The 15,268-nt window shown below is 39.5% G+C and carries 15 protein-coding genes; 1 reads left to right on the top strand and 14 read right to left on the bottom strand.

The features are described 5' to 3' along the window. Positions 1–210: 210 nt before the first annotated feature. Together C7R73_RS06815 and C7R73_RS06810 are read right to left on the bottom strand one after the other, a co-directional pair. Positions 211–1,410 carry a hypothetical protein gene (locus C7R73_RS06815; RefSeq protein WP_106449777.1) on the bottom strand — a complete coding sequence of 400 codons (1,200 nt, stop codon included), beginning with the start codon at positions 1,408–1,410 and terminating at the stop codon, positions 211–213. 144 nt (positions 1,411–1,554) lie between these two features. After that, positions 1,555–2,331, bottom strand: coding sequence for a methylamine utilization protein MauJ (locus tag C7R73_RS06810; protein WP_106449776.1), 777 nt, complete (start codon positions 2,329–2,331; stop codon positions 1,555–1,557). A gap of 377 nt (positions 2,332–2,708) precedes the next feature. On the opposite strand from C7R73_RS06810, the gene C7R73_RS13670 reads away from it, so the two are divergent. After that, positions 2,709–2,882 carry a hypothetical protein gene (locus tag C7R73_RS13670; RefSeq protein ID WP_239992588.1) on the top strand — a complete coding sequence of 58 codons (174 nt, stop codon included), beginning with the start codon at positions 2,709–2,711 and terminating at the stop codon, positions 2,880–2,882. Positions 2,883–4,181: 1,299 nt separating this feature from the next. Here C7R73_RS13670 and C7R73_RS06805 read toward each other — a convergent pair. The 12 genes from C7R73_RS06805 to C7R73_RS06750 all read right to left on the bottom strand — a co-directional run bounded on the left by C7R73_RS06805 (position 4,182) and on the right by C7R73_RS06750 (position 15,217). After that, positions 4,182–4,997 (bottom strand): S1 family peptidase, encoded by an 816-nt coding sequence (locus C7R73_RS06805; RefSeq protein ID WP_106449775.1) that lies wholly within the window; start codon positions 4,995–4,997, stop codon positions 4,182–4,184. A 307-nt stretch (positions 4,998–5,304) separates the two neighbouring features. Then, the gene (locus C7R73_RS06800; RefSeq protein WP_106449774.1) at positions 5,305–5,613 is read right to left on the bottom strand and encodes a hypothetical protein; all 309 of its coding nucleotides are present in this window, start codon (positions 5,611–5,613) and stop codon (positions 5,305–5,307) included. Between the two features lie 206 nt (positions 5,614–5,819). Beyond that, a complete protein-coding gene (locus tag C7R73_RS06795) occupies positions 5,820–6,152 on the bottom strand; it encodes a hypothetical protein (RefSeq protein ID WP_106449773.1) in 333 nt (110 codons plus the stop codon). Between the two features lie 207 nt (positions 6,153–6,359). After that, the gene (locus C7R73_RS06790; protein ID WP_106449772.1) at positions 6,360–6,650 is read right to left on the bottom strand and encodes a hypothetical protein; all 291 of its coding nucleotides are present in this window, start codon (positions 6,648–6,650) and stop codon (positions 6,360–6,362) included. A gap of 789 nt (positions 6,651–7,439) precedes the next feature. After that, complete coding sequence (gene galU / locus C7R73_RS06785; protein WP_106449771.1) at positions 7,440–8,366, bottom strand: UTP--glucose-1-phosphate uridylyltransferase GalU; 927 nt, start codon at positions 8,364–8,366, stop codon at positions 7,440–7,442. Between the two features lie 142 nt (positions 8,367–8,508). Then, positions 8,509–9,204, bottom strand: a complete 696-nt coding sequence (locus C7R73_RS06780) for an acylneuraminate cytidylyltransferase family protein (protein WP_106449770.1) — start codon at positions 9,202–9,204, stop codon at positions 8,509–8,511. A gap of 12 nt (positions 9,205–9,216) precedes the next feature. Continuing rightward, entirely contained in the window at positions 9,217–10,377 is a 1,161-nt protein-coding gene (neuC, locus tag C7R73_RS06775) for a UDP-N-acetylglucosamine 2-epimerase (protein WP_106449769.1), read from the bottom strand. Then, positions 10,374–11,372 (bottom strand): N-acetylneuraminate synthase, encoded by a 999-nt coding sequence (gene neuB, locus C7R73_RS06770; protein ID WP_106449768.1) that lies wholly within the window; start codon positions 11,370–11,372, stop codon positions 10,374–10,376. Before neuB ends, neuC begins: the two co-directional genes overlap by 4 nt. Continuing rightward, positions 11,369–12,007: an acetyltransferase gene (locus C7R73_RS06765; RefSeq protein WP_106449767.1), complete on the bottom strand. Its 639-nt coding sequence runs from the start codon at positions 12,005–12,007 to the stop codon at positions 11,369–11,371. The genes neuB and C7R73_RS06765 overlap by 4 nt, the downstream gene beginning before the upstream one ends. Further along, on the bottom strand, positions 12,008–13,048 hold the full coding sequence (locus C7R73_RS06760; RefSeq protein ID WP_106449766.1) for a nucleotidyltransferase family protein: 1,041 nt from the start codon (positions 13,046–13,048) through the stop codon (positions 12,008–12,010). A gap of 16 nt (positions 13,049–13,064) precedes the next feature. Next, positions 13,065–14,228, bottom strand: a complete 1,164-nt coding sequence (locus tag C7R73_RS06755) for a LegC family aminotransferase (RefSeq protein ID WP_106449765.1) — start codon at positions 14,226–14,228, stop codon at positions 13,065–13,067. Positions 14,229–14,239: 11 nt separating this feature from the next. Continuing rightward, positions 14,240–15,217 carry an NAD-dependent 4,6-dehydratase LegB gene (locus C7R73_RS06750; RefSeq protein WP_106449764.1) on the bottom strand — a complete coding sequence of 326 codons (978 nt, stop codon included), beginning with the start codon at positions 15,215–15,217 and terminating at the stop codon, positions 14,240–14,242. Positions 15,218–15,268: the final 51 nt, after the last annotated feature.

Here is a 15,268-nt window from a genome sequence, read left to right as displayed (position 1 = left end):
CCCTCCATAGAATTTCAGTCGTTTTTCAGTAGTTTTCAAGTCAAATAATTCAAAATATTTCAGAAAGTCTGTATTTCCGTAGTAATTGTTAAAGTCATTTTTTGGGGGGAATATAGTTGCCTGCTTACACCAGTACTTGATAGATGACAAAGTTTATTTTTGAATTACAACAAAACAATTCCTCTGCTATTTATTGCAATTTGAAATTTTTTATAACACCAACTTCACTAAAATAACCAAACCATAGTAATATTTATCGACACTTTGTAAAACGGAACAATATTCAACCTCATTCGAAAAGTGTCCAATTTCATTTCGCACTGAACTATAAATTGTTTCATGATAGTTTTTATTTTTTAAGGAGGTCTCTACCTCTATTAATTTTCTTAGATCCTCATCGTCTAAGGTTCTTAATTGATATCCTATAATTTTTTCTAACCCCATCTTAACTTTAAACTGGTCGTGTGCTGCAGAAAAGCATCCCTTTTGGTTTATCTCAAATAGATTATTTCCAACCTTTAATTCACTATCTATTAATTCATTCACCCATTTTACAAAAGAATCATCATTCATTTGAAAGCTATTCGGGCTCCCGTTGTTGTTAAAGCGACTGTCATGGTTTTTCTCATACTGGATAAAAGATGGATCACTTGATAAAATCGCATAAACTCTTCTAATAAATGCATCTACATATTTTTGAGCCTTGTAGCCTCCAGTTGGTTTAGGAACATTATCTTGCATCATTCCATACAATGTTAGATAGTTTCCTACAATATTTTCTGATTTTAAAATTTCTTTATACGCTCTCAAATTCTGATTTTGATCGCTAGGGATTTTATAGTTGGCATTATCCATTAAACCTTTTATGTATGTATTATAAGTATCATCGATTACTCTTTTAGTCTGCTTATTATAGAGTGTACGCTGTGCGCTATAAACGCTATGATTATTGCTTGGATTATAAATTTCTACTTGCTGAACACTCTTTAAGACTATTGAAAATTTATCAATTAATATTAACGTTAACTTTTCAATTAACTCATTCGAATCATCATGCATGTTTTTTAAATTATCTTCTGAAAATGTGTAACATGTGATTTTCAAATTATATGGGAAGTTTATTGAAATCTTCTCCTGAGGTTTATCGAATTTTTTTAAAGACACTAATACATCAAACTCTTTATCATAGTACCAAAAATTTTGGAAGTTTATATCCGCATTCGAATCAGCCTCAAATATAATTTTCCATTTATAAGATAGTTTCAAAACACCATAATTGGTGTAAAATTTCTTTCTTTTATATACCCCGTATTTCTTAGTTTCAATGAGACCTTCCTTTTTGTAACCTGAACTAGACATTTTTACATCGTATTTTGAATTTAAGTCACGTATTGCTTTGTAAATAAACATTCTAAACCTCCATAATTTGACAAAATGAACTATTGTTGATAATTTATTGATAATATACAACGAAATGTAATAATATTTGTACATCAAAACCCAATTTTTCAGACTATACGGAGCATAAAAATATTTATTATTCCATATGTTTTTTTATCTTCTAAACTCAGTAAATATGCCCATCCCACCATAATGCGCCTGTATAATCGCTTTAATCAGTCTGCTAGCAGTGCCTTCCAGCAATGGGATTTCATCCGAATATTTGATGATTGCTTCTATCGTAAAGTCCTCTGCACCATGAACAATCATGTTTCGCTTTTCATATGTATCATTTATCCATCTTGCTGGCAGGCCCCATTGCTCTATTTCACCAAAGTAATCAAGAAAACTCTGGTAAGCTTTATTGATTACTCCGTGATTTGTTCTTTGTGTTGGTTTATGATACTCATTTGCGAGTATTTCAATTACACTCCAATAAGACAAGAATTGATCCAGTGTATTATGTGATAATTTGCCTTTTGAATACCAACTTATCGCTCTTAATATTTTTTTATGTTCCTTCTCAAATGTTCTCGCCATATTGAAGGCCGTTTTTATTTCTGAGTGTCGTATTACCCTTCTGCGGATGTTAGGTTTTCGCCCAACTGAATTTCCATGCCCTATATTTAATCGGATTGGTACATCGCTATTTAGTGAAAGAACATCTCTCATGCGCCCAAAATACACATATGCTATACGTTCGGCATCCTCTGGATTATCAGCGTAGGCAGTTATCGTAGCATTAATGCCATATGGGGATTTGCTCAGCTGTATATCACTGTAAAATTGATTCATATGAAAGCCCTTTTCTTGTTGGAAAGAAATCTGCCTATCCATTGTAATGGGCCCAATCATTTCAAAATCAATTTCCCAAACAGTCCGTTCACTCATCCATAAGCCTCCTTGTTTAATAATTACCCTACAGTTCACGCAAGTTTGATGAAAATAACCAGCATTCACCAATGCCAACTGGAGTTTGTATTTGCCATCGCTCGTAGCCGAGAAAAACTTTACAATAATTCTATAATTCCTAATTTCAATTTTACTACACGCTTTCGCATTAAACTATGATTAAATAATAAAATCACAACTCTATCCTCATTCCACTTTCATCAGCTTCACCTATTGTCAGTTTTTCATTGTTTGATCAGATCCCAATCTCAACAATATCCTGGCCATCCCGCATCCGATGTCGCTGATGGCATTCAAGTCGGTTGTCCCTGTTCTCTGTGATTCCGAACGGCATCGATTGGGGAGACGGCCACCTTGTGAAATTCGTCTTCCTGTTCTCGATCACGAAGCAAGACTATGCGAATACAGAATATATTTATGACTTATTGCTGGAATTGATGGATCAGGCTGAGAAACAGGAACGTATTCTGAGTGAGCCTTCCTTCGAGCATTTCATGGCGGTAATAGAGAACCTGGCTGTTGTGTCCTAATAGCTCAGCTCCGACGAGCAGCTCTTTCGCCGGAGCTGGAGATCCGAAAAGATACCTACCTCCGGTAAGCATGGCCTCACCGTACTTCAGGAGTGCGGAAATCGACTAGCTCCGGGCAAAACATTCTCATCGGAGGTGGAGTAATCGAGGAGAGTGTCCCTTCATCCAGATACGAGGCTCTGTTATCTGCAACATCCCCCGCCAGGCCAGTTACCATCAGTGACAGGATACTTACCAGTCAATGACACGAGAATTACCAGCGAGTGCCACTGATGTTACCACTTTATACGATTGGTACAACTGGTGGCTTAGATACACCAACTGGTAACCTCTTTGCCGAGAGTGGTAAAAAGCTTTGCATTTGCTGGTACATTTCTCTGCACAAGTGGCTCTATCCATTTGCAATATTCAACTTTGGCGAAAATGTTCAATCTTAATCATTGGAAACTGTTCAATTCAGTTTAGCACTAGCATTTTTCAATGAACGGTAACCAAGTTCGCACTTGGTGGCTCTCCTTCATGCACTCGCCGGCTCCATCATCCGCAAAGGCGGCTCTATAAATTTGCAATATTCAATGAGGGCCCGCCTCATCGGAGCTGACGTTTTCCTCCGGGCAGGAGCCTTCCCGCCGGAGGAGAACATCCCAAATGATGATCACCTCCGATCACCGCATCTTCGCAGGAGTACAGACGCCCGCACTGCTCTCAACTCCGGTCAGCATTCGCTCCCCGGAGTTGAGCTAGCCGACGCAAGGCTGTCTTCCGATGAGGGCCCGTCTCATCGGAGCTGTGATTTCCTCCGGTGAACCATATTTCCGCCGGAAGAGAACATCCCAAATGACGGTTACCTCCGACCACCGCCGCTTCGCAGGATTACAACCGCCCGCAACTTATCCTCCTCCGGCCAGCATTCGCTCTCCGGAGTTGAGTTAGCCGACGCAAGACGGTCTTCCGATGAGGGCTCGCTCCATCGGAGCTGTGATTTCCTCCGGTGAACCTTACTTCCGCCGGAGGAGAACATCCCAAATGATGATCACCTCCGACCAAGTCGGCTTCGCAGGAGTTCGGCCACCCACAACGCCCCCTCCTCCGGTCAGCATTCACTCTCCGGAGTTGAACTATCTGGCGCATAGCTTTCTTCCGATGAGAGCTCGCTCCATCGGAGCTTGCTGGCTCCCGAGCGCCGTGTGTTGAGATCAAAAAAAGAGAAGACCGAGCGCCGTGTGTTGAGATCAAAAAAAGAGAAGACCGACCGCCATCGACAGGCGATCACCCTTCTCTTTTACATCAACCATTTTTTCAAAATAATGCTGCCAGTTCCAAAATACGGCTGGATTTGATCACCAGTCCGAGGTTCCTCGGCAGGTGTGGTGAAACAGTCGCGGTAATATCACTCTTCTTCGGTAGGTCTTCCGGTGCTGCATGCGGACCTGCAGAGAGCGTGCCCAAGAACAGGATGCGGTCTTCATCCGGATAGTAATTTCCGTCGCGATCGATATAACCATTCTCATCGATAATTAAAACCGGTGAACCACTCGTGCCTAGCATGGTGGGAGCATCTATCAAGAATTCTTTCTTGCCATTGTAATCCTTTATAGGGTGCGTAGCTGTCACACCCCTTCTTAAAACGGGTCTGTTGTTGACCGTGTCCCATAGTCCATCAGGATAACCTGCCGTGATAATTGCCTCCATTGCATCCAATTCATCGAGTTGTTCCTCCGTTGGAATTAAGTCCATCGTAATCACCGGATAAAACAGCTGGATATCCTTGGCTTCTGCCTTCTGGACAAGCTTGTCTATCGGCAACGCGCACAAATCGACAGCGGGATCCGGATGCATCACCCACTTTTTTTCGAATTGGCTTAACGATACCTTATGGTGATTTCTATCATCAGGCGCACCATCTTCAGTTTCTTGCGTAAAAACAAGCCTGCCTTTTTCGGCACCTTTGATCACACTCTTATTGGTGATGAGCGCCGTGATGGAGATATTTGTATCTCCATCCTTTTCGAATTCAACTACATATCCTGTCCCCGCCGTTTCTTGATTGTTTATATCCGTACATTCGATTCTGACGGTTCCATAGGACAGTAACTCTGTTACGGTTAATTCCACATTTTTGCTCCTTTTATCATGCATTATTTTTTGAAATGATCGGTTTTGTGCGATGTTTGAATGGGATGACTGTCGCACATCACCGCGAAAGCGCCGGGATCGGAGGCACATGTTCCGAATCGATCGGATCCACAGCTAAGGAAATCTTACCAGAGAACAAGAATGATGTGCCACAGCGCTCCGGACTGGCCGCGCTTGTTCGGAATGCCGCTATCCGGCGGACAGCTCTTCGATGGGTCACAACAGAAAGAGGCACAGACCGAGACAACCGGACTGAGCCCATTACTTATGTGAAGCTATGATTGCCTTACGCTTCGATTGCTAGTGCAGCTGCAGCAGGTTCGACAGGATTTATGCGGACGTTCAATTTGTGGTCGACTTCTCTGAGCAGCAGATCCAGAAATTCTTGATGGTAAGCCTCTTTCTTGCATACAGGAACGTTTTTCATGAAGGCGGTCAGGTTCTCGAGGGCATGGCTGAAATTACTTACGTCTTCATCCGAATTGAATATATACTCGCGGCGTATGTTCTCTTCTGTCTCCAAGTAGTGTACGAAAAATCTTTTGTCATATTTCCTGACACCACAGTAAGGTGCAACTAGTTTAAAATTTGCCATGCTATAAGTTTCCCCCAATAATTTATATTTCCCGATCCCACTCAAAGCGCTTTCATTCTTATTCGAATTAGTTATCTGGTACTCATCCCTCTATTGTTGATTGACCGATGAAAAAAAATATTTTTGACCCAGTGTTGATAGTCCATTTCCCCGCACAGGAAGAGGCAGAGACCGGACCGCCGGCCGTGCCTATTGCTTCTGTTCCTTTATGACAGCCTTTTTCCCATCGCTGATAACAGCGCTGATGGGATTGCTGCTGCGGACCCACCTGGGTTTGTGCGGACGGACAATTTATGGTCCACTTCTTTAAGCAGCAAATCCAAGAAGGCTTGATGATAGACTTCTTTTTTGCGTACGGGAATGCCTTCCATGAAGACAGTCAGGTTCTCGAGGGCCTTGTTGAAATTATTTGCATCTGCATCCGTATTGAATACATACTCACGGCGTAGGTTCTCATCAGTATTCAGGTAATATACGAAAAAATTCTTGTCATATCTGCTGACACCACAGTATGGTTCCACCATCTTAAAGTTTGACATGTAATAGTTTTCCTCCAATAATTCCGATTTAATTAAAACGCTTTTATTTAAATTCAAACAAATAGTTGCTGTCGATTATTCACCCTTGCTGTTGTTCAGGAGTGAGCATTTCGCCGCAACCCGTTCCCATCGAATCAATGACTGCGCACAGTCAATTGTATCGGCAAAACAGTGTTTAATCATCTACCCCCAAGTAATTTGTAGTTATCAGCTTGCTTCTTGCTCGTCCTCAGGAGTCGCCTCGTGAACGATCAATTCGTACTCTTTATCCTTGATAATTTGTTCCAGAAATTCCAGATGATACAGCTCCTCTTTCCCTTTCGGTACGTTGATCATAAACGCGTCCAAATTTTTAGCTGCATTGCAGAATTCCTGCGCATCTTGCGCATTACCAAAAACATACTCCCTCGCCAAGTCTTCCGACTCCAGATAAAAAACCTTTACCGTATCACCTTCCATGTGCAAACCACAATAAGGTGAAATGACTTTAAACTCCATTCTGTATCTCCCAACTCAAATTTTTAGGATAAGACAACAAAAGTATGCGCTTTCATTATTCGCGAAAAATCAAACGTTAGTTTATAAGCATGCAATATCCCTAAGGACAAGATCCAATATTTTTGCTTAACGATGACTAACGCCTCAATTTTTAACTTTTAAATCAAGTTTATTCTTTTTATGAACTAACCCTTAATTAGAATACCACAGGCTTATTCAAAAGAAAAGCCCTTTTTAAAATATTTTAAACAAATGTTTTACGGACGTAATAAACTAGTTTTTCATCGCTAATTCAAGCGTTTTCCAATCCATACAGGCAACCATATGCAGCAGTAGCAAGGAATTTCTATCGCGCTTCAACCCCTGCTACACTGCAATTCATCGGATGTGTAATGTTCTCAAGCTACACTTCTCCGACTATGTGCTCGGTAGCTAAATGGCTCACACACTAGCAACCATCGGATGTATCTCTCGCATTCAGCGGCTCACCTTGCAGCACACACAGGTGAGATCATTCTTATCGGAGCTAGGTCATCCACGTGCTGGTTTTACCCTTTAAGAGGAGCGCTCGTCGGAGCTTACGGTCCCTGGCACACCCTCGGGTGTGCCTAGCTGTTGAACATAATAAGGCAACGACCGGGATTAAAATCCGGTCGTTGTCTCGAGATCATGCTGGAATATATGATTGCAGTACCACCCCTGAAAATCTGGACTTCCTGCAAATACTTGCCGACCGCCTAAAAATGGCACACACTCGAAAAACGGCGTTTTTCTTTTTTTCGGGCACTTCTACATTACTGAAACGGTTGTCCCAGCCACTGTGCTATCATTTTCGCTCTCCCCAGACAACTCTTTCCCAAGCGCAATAATAAAGTCCTTCAGTTTGTCTTTAACTTCCGGATGGGTTAGACCGTAGTTGATGCTGGTGGTCATGAAGCCGAACTTGTCGCCGACGTCGTAGCGGGTTCCCTCGAAACGTTTCGCGAAGACGCGTTGCGTTTGGTTCAGGGTATCGATGGCATCGGTTAGTTGGATCTCTCCGCCTGCTCCAGGAGTCTGGTTCTCCAAGATTTCGAAGATTTCCGGCGTCAACAGATAACGGCCGATGATTGCCAAGTTGCTTGGCGCTTCTTCCGCTTTCGGTTTCTCAACGAAACGGCTGACATTGTACAAGCCTGGTTCCAATTCGGAAGCGATGTCGATGATGCCGTACTTGGATGTTTCTTCCTGAGGTACCTCCATAACTGCGATATTCGATGCATGTGTGCGTTCATAGGCGTTGATCAGTTGTTTCGCCAATGGCACTTCATCCTCCATCAGGTCATCACCAAGCATGACTACAAATGGCTCATCACCTACAAAGGCTTTCGCCTGCAGGACAGCATGGCCCAGTCCCAACGGATATGCTTGGCGCACAAAGTGGATGCGGACACCAGTCGACTCCTGAACCAAAGCCAATAGCTCCTGTTTGCCTTTTTCACGCAAGTTCATCTCCAACTCAACATTGGAGTCGAAATGGTCCTCGATGGCGCGCTTGCTTTTGCCTGTGACAATCAGGATTTCTTCGATGCCAGATGCGATGGCTTCTTCGACGATGAATTGAATCGTCGGCTTATCGACGATCGGCAACATTTCTTTCGCCATGGCCTTCGTAGCCGGTAAAAAACGCGTGCCGAAACCGGCAGCTGGAATGACTGCTTTTCTGACTTTCTGCATATGAACGATTACTCCTTCGAAATATAGTAAATTTTTCAGTTGATAACCAAATTAATTGAGCGCTTACTTCTAGTTAGAAACCAGAACAAGTAATAGACAATAACTTATTCTGGTTTTTAATTTCTAACTTAGATGATTTATCTCAGATTTCTTTAATCAGCATCTCGGCATACTTAAAATCATATATATCATCTATATCGACTGAGTTCTTTTTGTCCATGATATATGCATAACTGTCTGTGCCATAAAAATTCTTTTCCTCTAAAAAAAACTTCGAATTACAAATATAAATAGCACCATTCAACCTATAGTACTTTCCTAATTCCTGACGTCGTTTATTATTTTGAACACTTATGAAATTATTCATATTTAGAGATTCCGGTAGACAATTCATTAGTGCTGGTGAGTGCTCTACTTCACACACGGATATAACACTTTTGGCATCCTTATCAATTAATAAATCTGCAGCCTCGATAATGTTAACTTCATCCCTAAGTGGAGATGTTGGTTGTAGCAAACAGAAATAATCATAATTATTTCCCGATTCAAGTTCTTTTTGAAGTATATACTCAATAACATCGGCAGTAGAACTTTCATCTTTTGAAATCTGTTTTGGCCTTAAATAGGGGCATTCCGCACCATATTCTCTTGAAATAGCAGCATATTCTTCAGAATCCGTAGAAACAATAATTTTATCGAAAACCCCTGATTTTACAGCAGCTTCAATAGTGTATCCAATAAGGTGCTTGTCTGCCATTATTTTTATATTTTTATCAACTAGGCCTTTGGATCCGCTTCTAGCAGGTATAATTGCAATAAAGGTATTATCCTTATACATTTTATTTCACCATCATCCTATGTCATAAAATTTTTTCTTCAATGAAATATCTTTCATCAGTTCACTTTTAATCTCTTTTAATATTTTTGAGCTTACATTTCCTTCACCATATGGGTTTTTGAAGCCTTGTATTTTACTTTGGAAGCTCAGTGACAATGCTTCTGACAAACTTTTTTCAATATCAATTCTATTTGGTTCACAATTAATCACTGAAACAGCTTGTATTCTTCCTTTTTGTCGATCCCCAATATTTACCGTTGGAATATTGAAAGACGGCGCCTCAATAATTCCACTGGATGAATTTCCGACAACAGCATCAGCAATTTTCATAGCACTCAAATAACGCTTCTGGCCCATAGAAGTGTATGCTAAACAATTATTTTCATGTGTTTTGACATATTCGTCAATCATGTGATTGATAACACGTCCGTCGGTATCAGAGTTAGCTTTTGTAAAAATAATCGTTCCCTCAGTGTATTGATCTAAAGCACCTAGTAATTCCTGAAATTGTGTTGATGACGTTTTATTCTCCAAAGTTACTGGATGGAAGGTAACAAGTAGTAAAGGATGTTTCAATTCAACATTCAGACTCTGTTCTAATTCATTTTTAGTCATTAATGGGCTCTGGACTATATTTTCAATACCTATTGCTCCTACATTAAATACGCGCTCTGGATTCTCACCAAGTTGAATGACTCTTTTACGATAATCTTCCGTACTTGTGAAATGGAGCCAACTTAGTTTCGTGATACTATGTCGAAATGCTTCATCCACAGCACCTTCAGTAGTTTCTCCGCCGTGCAGATGAGCAATTGGAATTCTTGCAACAGAAGCTGCTGCAGCAACAGCAAAAATTTCAGATCTGTCCCCTAAAACAACGACCATATCTGGTTGCAATCGTTCAAATGCTTCCGAAAAACTGATTAATGCTAATCCCATTGACTTACTGATTCCAACAGGAGAGTCTGAACTGAGCAGTATTTCTATGCGTTCTGCTATTTCATATCCATCATTTTCAATCGAATTAACTGTCATTCCAAATTCAGGTGACATGTGCATACCAGTTACTACCAATTGTAAAACTAAATCACTGTCATCCTGAATCTTATTGATTAATGGAGTAAGCAGTCCATATTCAGCTCGTGTACCTGTAACTACGCATATTTTTTTCATAATGTTATCACTTCATCTACTTCATAATCTTTTCTGGCGATAGATCCAATTATGTCATCCCAGAGCATAGGAGACAATCCGGTTCCAGGGCGCTTAATTGTCAAATTATCCTCTGAAAACATTTCTCCTGTTTGTATGTTTGCTTTGGCGACCAAACTTTTACGCGCAATCGGCATATTTTTTATTTCAGATTCAGAAGGACTTTTCAAACCGTCTCCCAAAGCTGCTTGGATATTTCGAATAGCATCTACCATCGCTTTCAATTCTTTAGGCTCTAAACTTGCCTTATGATCGGGGCCTTCCATCGTTTTATCCAAGGTAAAATGTTTTTCAATCACTTCTGCACCCAATGCAACAGCTGCTATTGGTACTTCAATTCCTACGGTGTGATCTGAATAACCGACTCTGACTTTAAAAGTATTTTGGATGGTATTCATCGCCAGAAGATTTACATCCTCCATAGGAGTAGGATATTCAGTATTACAGTGCAATACAATAATATCTGTGGCACCATTTTGGCGTAATACGTCCAAAGCAGCTTCAATATCAGATATTGTACTCATACCAGTTGATAAAATTATTTGTTTTCCAGTTTGAGCTATTTTACGTAAGTAAGGCAAATTGGTGATTTCACCAGAAGGTATCTTAAAGATATCAATGCCTAACTCATTTAATAGATCTATGCTTTCAAGATCGAATGCTGAAGATAAGAACTTAATGCCCTGTTCGTTAGAATACTGCATCAATTCTTCATGTATTGCATAATCTAATTCTAGCTTCTTCAGCATATCAAATTGACTCTCTTCCACATCTGTAGAGGCTTTTTGATAATTGGCTTTTTTTGCTGATTTAGATACTAAGGTTTCTGCTTTAAAAGTTTGAAACTTAACTACATCTGCTCCAGCTATCGAAGCCTCTTTAATTAATTTTTTTGCTAATTCAATGCTGCCGTTATGATTTACTCCAGCCTCTGCAATAACTAAAACATCTTTCATCCTTTAACCTCCTTGCAAGGATTGCCATATGCTGTCTGTCCATCTCCAATTGGACGTAGAACAACCGAACCGGCACCTATTAATGTTCGACTGCCTATTTTAGCCCCTTGAATTATGGTGCTATTAGTTCCAATATGGGAATAATTTCCGATTGAAACACCGCCACTTAATGTCGTTCCGGGAGCCAAATGCACGAATTTACCAATTCGACAGTCATGCTCAACTATTACACCTGAGTTGATTATTGCATGCTCAGCAATAATTGAATTGGTATTAATTATGGCTCCTTTTCCGACGTATGTTCCACTTGTTATTTCTACATTTTCACCAATGATAGCAGATGGATCTATTACTATAGGAAACAAAAACCCGAGTTCCACTGCATTTCTAACGAGTTTTTCTCTTAGCTTAGTATTCCCGACACTGCCCATAGTAATAAAGGCATGTGTTATTCCTTTTTGCTTCCAATTTTTTATTTCCTCATCAGTTCCAACAAATGGTACCCCTAAAGTCGACTGTCCTAGTTTTTCAGGTACGTCAAAAATGCCAACAGGCTCATAAAGAGCCTGCTTTCTCATGCTATCGATTACACTGGCACAATGACCGCCGCCGCCTATTAAAATGATTTTCTCCATTTAATTAACTCCTAGGCTATCGATCATTTGTTCCATCTCTTTAATTTGTCCCATGTCGAGCCACGAGTTTTCACTGACTGGATATACACCAATTTTAAGGCCTTTTTGTTTCGCCAACATTATTATTGTAGGGAGGTCAGAAAACTCATTTTCAGGTACTAAATCTAAAATTGCAGGTTCAATTAAATACATGCCGGTGTTAATCAAATAGCTGAATTCCGGTTTCTCTTCTGTATCTTCTAGCAAACCATCTTCATCTAATTTCAATACTCCGTATGGTATTTGATTATTCTTAATGGAAGCTACAATCGTCACATCGTGTTTATTCACTTTATGAAAATCTACAATATTCGTATAGTCAGCATCCACGAGAATATCACAATTTGAAACAAAAAATGTCTCTTGCAGCAATGACTTCATTAAGGATAAACTACCACCAGTACCCAATGGCTTATCTTCTTCTATATAGGTCATATCATACGGACGTTCAATATCATCAAAATAGCTACGTATCATATTTTTTTTATAATTTACACTTACTAAATAATTAGTACAGCCAAAATCATGAAATTTATTAATAATTCGTTCCATAATAGGTGTGTCCCCAATTGGAATCAAAGGCTTGGGAAGTATTTTTGTGTACGGATAAAGACGTGTGCCTTTTCCACCTGCCATAATTACTACTGCATTATTTAGTTTATCTCTACTGATTAAATCGAAAGATTTAAACATGATGTTACGAATCGAAAAGTCCTCGTTTAACACAGGAATAGATTCAACCTGTTTTTCATTCATCAAATCATGCGCTATTTCTATTTGATTATTCAAAATATGAATTGGATTAGGATTCATAGCTCTTTCAACAATATCTTGAATGGAATTATCTCTCAATATATACCTTCGGATATCTCCGTCAGACAGTACGCCAATTAATTTTGAGTCTTTTGATACATAGATAATTTTTCGAGCATTCCTATCCATCTGTTCCATGGCAAATTTGACGCTGACGTTACTATTTACAATAAAATCATTGATTTCCAAAAGTGATCCCCCAATTCTAATACACTAAACTATTAATGCATTCTGCCACATAACGAACATCATTTCCACTTAAATTTGTACTGCAAGGAATGTTAATAATATGTTTCGCATAGAAAGTAGCTTTTTCAATATTATAACTCTGGGATCCCGTATATGGTTTCTGTTCATGAATTAATCCCCAAATAGGTCGAGTTTGAATTTGTTTCTGTTGTAATTCATCCATTAAAGATTGTAAAGCTGATGGATTTTCAATAAATAACGCATAGAACCAATGATTGGATTTAGTATTTTCACGAAAAGGCAGTAAATTAACTCCCTTGTTGTCCCTAAACAACTCATTATAGATTTTATAATTGCTTTCTTTGGTTTCTATAAATTTAAGCAATTGCTCAATTTGCCCTAATCCTAAAGCTCCTTGTAAATTTGTCATACGATAGTTGTAACCAACCTCGCCATGCACAAAATTTATCGGATCATCCTTCGCTTGAGTAGAAATATATCGGATATGTTCTAATTTATCATCATCCTTACCAACAATCATTCCTCCTCCGCCCGTTGTGATGATTTTGTTGCCATTAAAAGAGTATGCACCGAAATCTCCCAACGTTCCAGCGTGTTTCCCGGCAAACTTACCGGAGGTATAGTAAGATCCTAAGGCTTCAGTTGCATCTTCTACAACTTGTAATTTGAATTTTTTAGCGATATCCAAAATAGCTTCCATGTCTGCCAAGTTGCCAAAGACATGAACAACTATAATTGCTCTAATCCTCTTTTTAGTTATCTTATTTGTAACAATGTCATTTTCAAAGTTACATTCGTTTGTAAGAAATGCTTCTAGCTTAACTGGATCCATGCACAGAGAGTCGTCGCAGTCCATAAATACAGGTTCTGCTCCACAATAACGAATTGGATTAACTGCAGCAATAAAAGTTAAAGTAGGTGCGATCACTTCTTCTCCGGCTGATACTCCAATTTCCATCAAAGATAAATGTAGCGCAGCTGTACCACTCTGTACAGCTACTGCCTTATCTACCTTGACGAATTTCGCTAGTTCACTTTCGAAATCGTTGATATAACTTCCTCCAGTAGAAACCCATTCAGTTTCAACAGCATCAATTACATACTCTAACTCTCTGCCTTTCAAATTTGGGACTGATAATGGTATGAACTCTCTTGTCATAATCTCACCTCCTAGATGTTGTAAATGTCTGTTTTATATTTATCCAAATTGTGTTTAAAGAATTCGATCGTTTCAGCAAGTCCTTGTTCAAAGGTGTATTGTGGCTTCCAATCTGTTAAACGCATGATTTTTTCATTTGAACCCAACAAACGGTTCACTTCACTTTTCTCAGGACGTAATCTTTCTTCTTCTGTTATGATTTTTGCATCTGGATTAATTTGACGAATCAGTTCTTCCGCCAATTGACCAATGGAAATTTCATCTTGTGTAGCTATGTTGATTTCTTCCCCAATCACGTTGTCTGCCTTTGCCAAAGTAATAAACCCATTAGCAGTATCTTTTACGTAATTAAAATCACGTGTTGGAGATATTGAACCCAATTTAATTTCTTCTTTTCCAGCTAGCAATTGTGTAATGATTGTCGGGATAACCGCACGTGCAGATTGTCTTGGTCCATAGGTATTGAATGGACGAACAATCGTAACAGGTGTTTCAAAACTACGATAGAAGCTTTCAGCCATTCTGTCGCTTCCGATTTTTGTAGCTGAATATGGACTTTGACCTTGGAATGGGTGATTTTCATCGATAGGTACATATTGCGCAGTACCGTAAACTTCAGAAGTTGATGTGCACAATACACGGCGTGTATCCAAATCCCGCGCTGCTTGAAGTACATTTAGAGTTCCTTTGATATTTGTATCTACGTATGAATCTGGTGAATGGTAGCTGAATGGAATCGCGATTAAGGCTGCTAGATGGTAAACCGTATCTATACCTTTCATTGCTTCTCGTACACCATTCGGATCACGGATATCACCGGTGAATACTTCAATTTCAGAAAGAATTTCTTTCGGCAAAGTATCTAGCCATCCCCATGTATTGAAAGAATTGTAATAAGCAAATGCTCTAACTTTTTCACCTCTTTTTACTAATTCTTCAGTTAAGTGACTACCGATGAAGCCATCTGCTCCTGTTACTAATACTGTCATTGTCTCTACTCCATTCTTCATAATAAAAATTTATATAAACATTGCAAAAAG

Source organism: Trichococcus alkaliphilus, assembly GCF_003008695.1.
Taxonomy (GTDB): domain Bacteria; phylum Bacillota; class Bacilli; order Lactobacillales; family Aerococcaceae; genus Trichococcus; species Trichococcus alkaliphilus.
The sequence above is the reverse complement of the archived record's forward strand: the minus strand, read 5'-3'. Positions and strand labels throughout refer to the sequence as shown.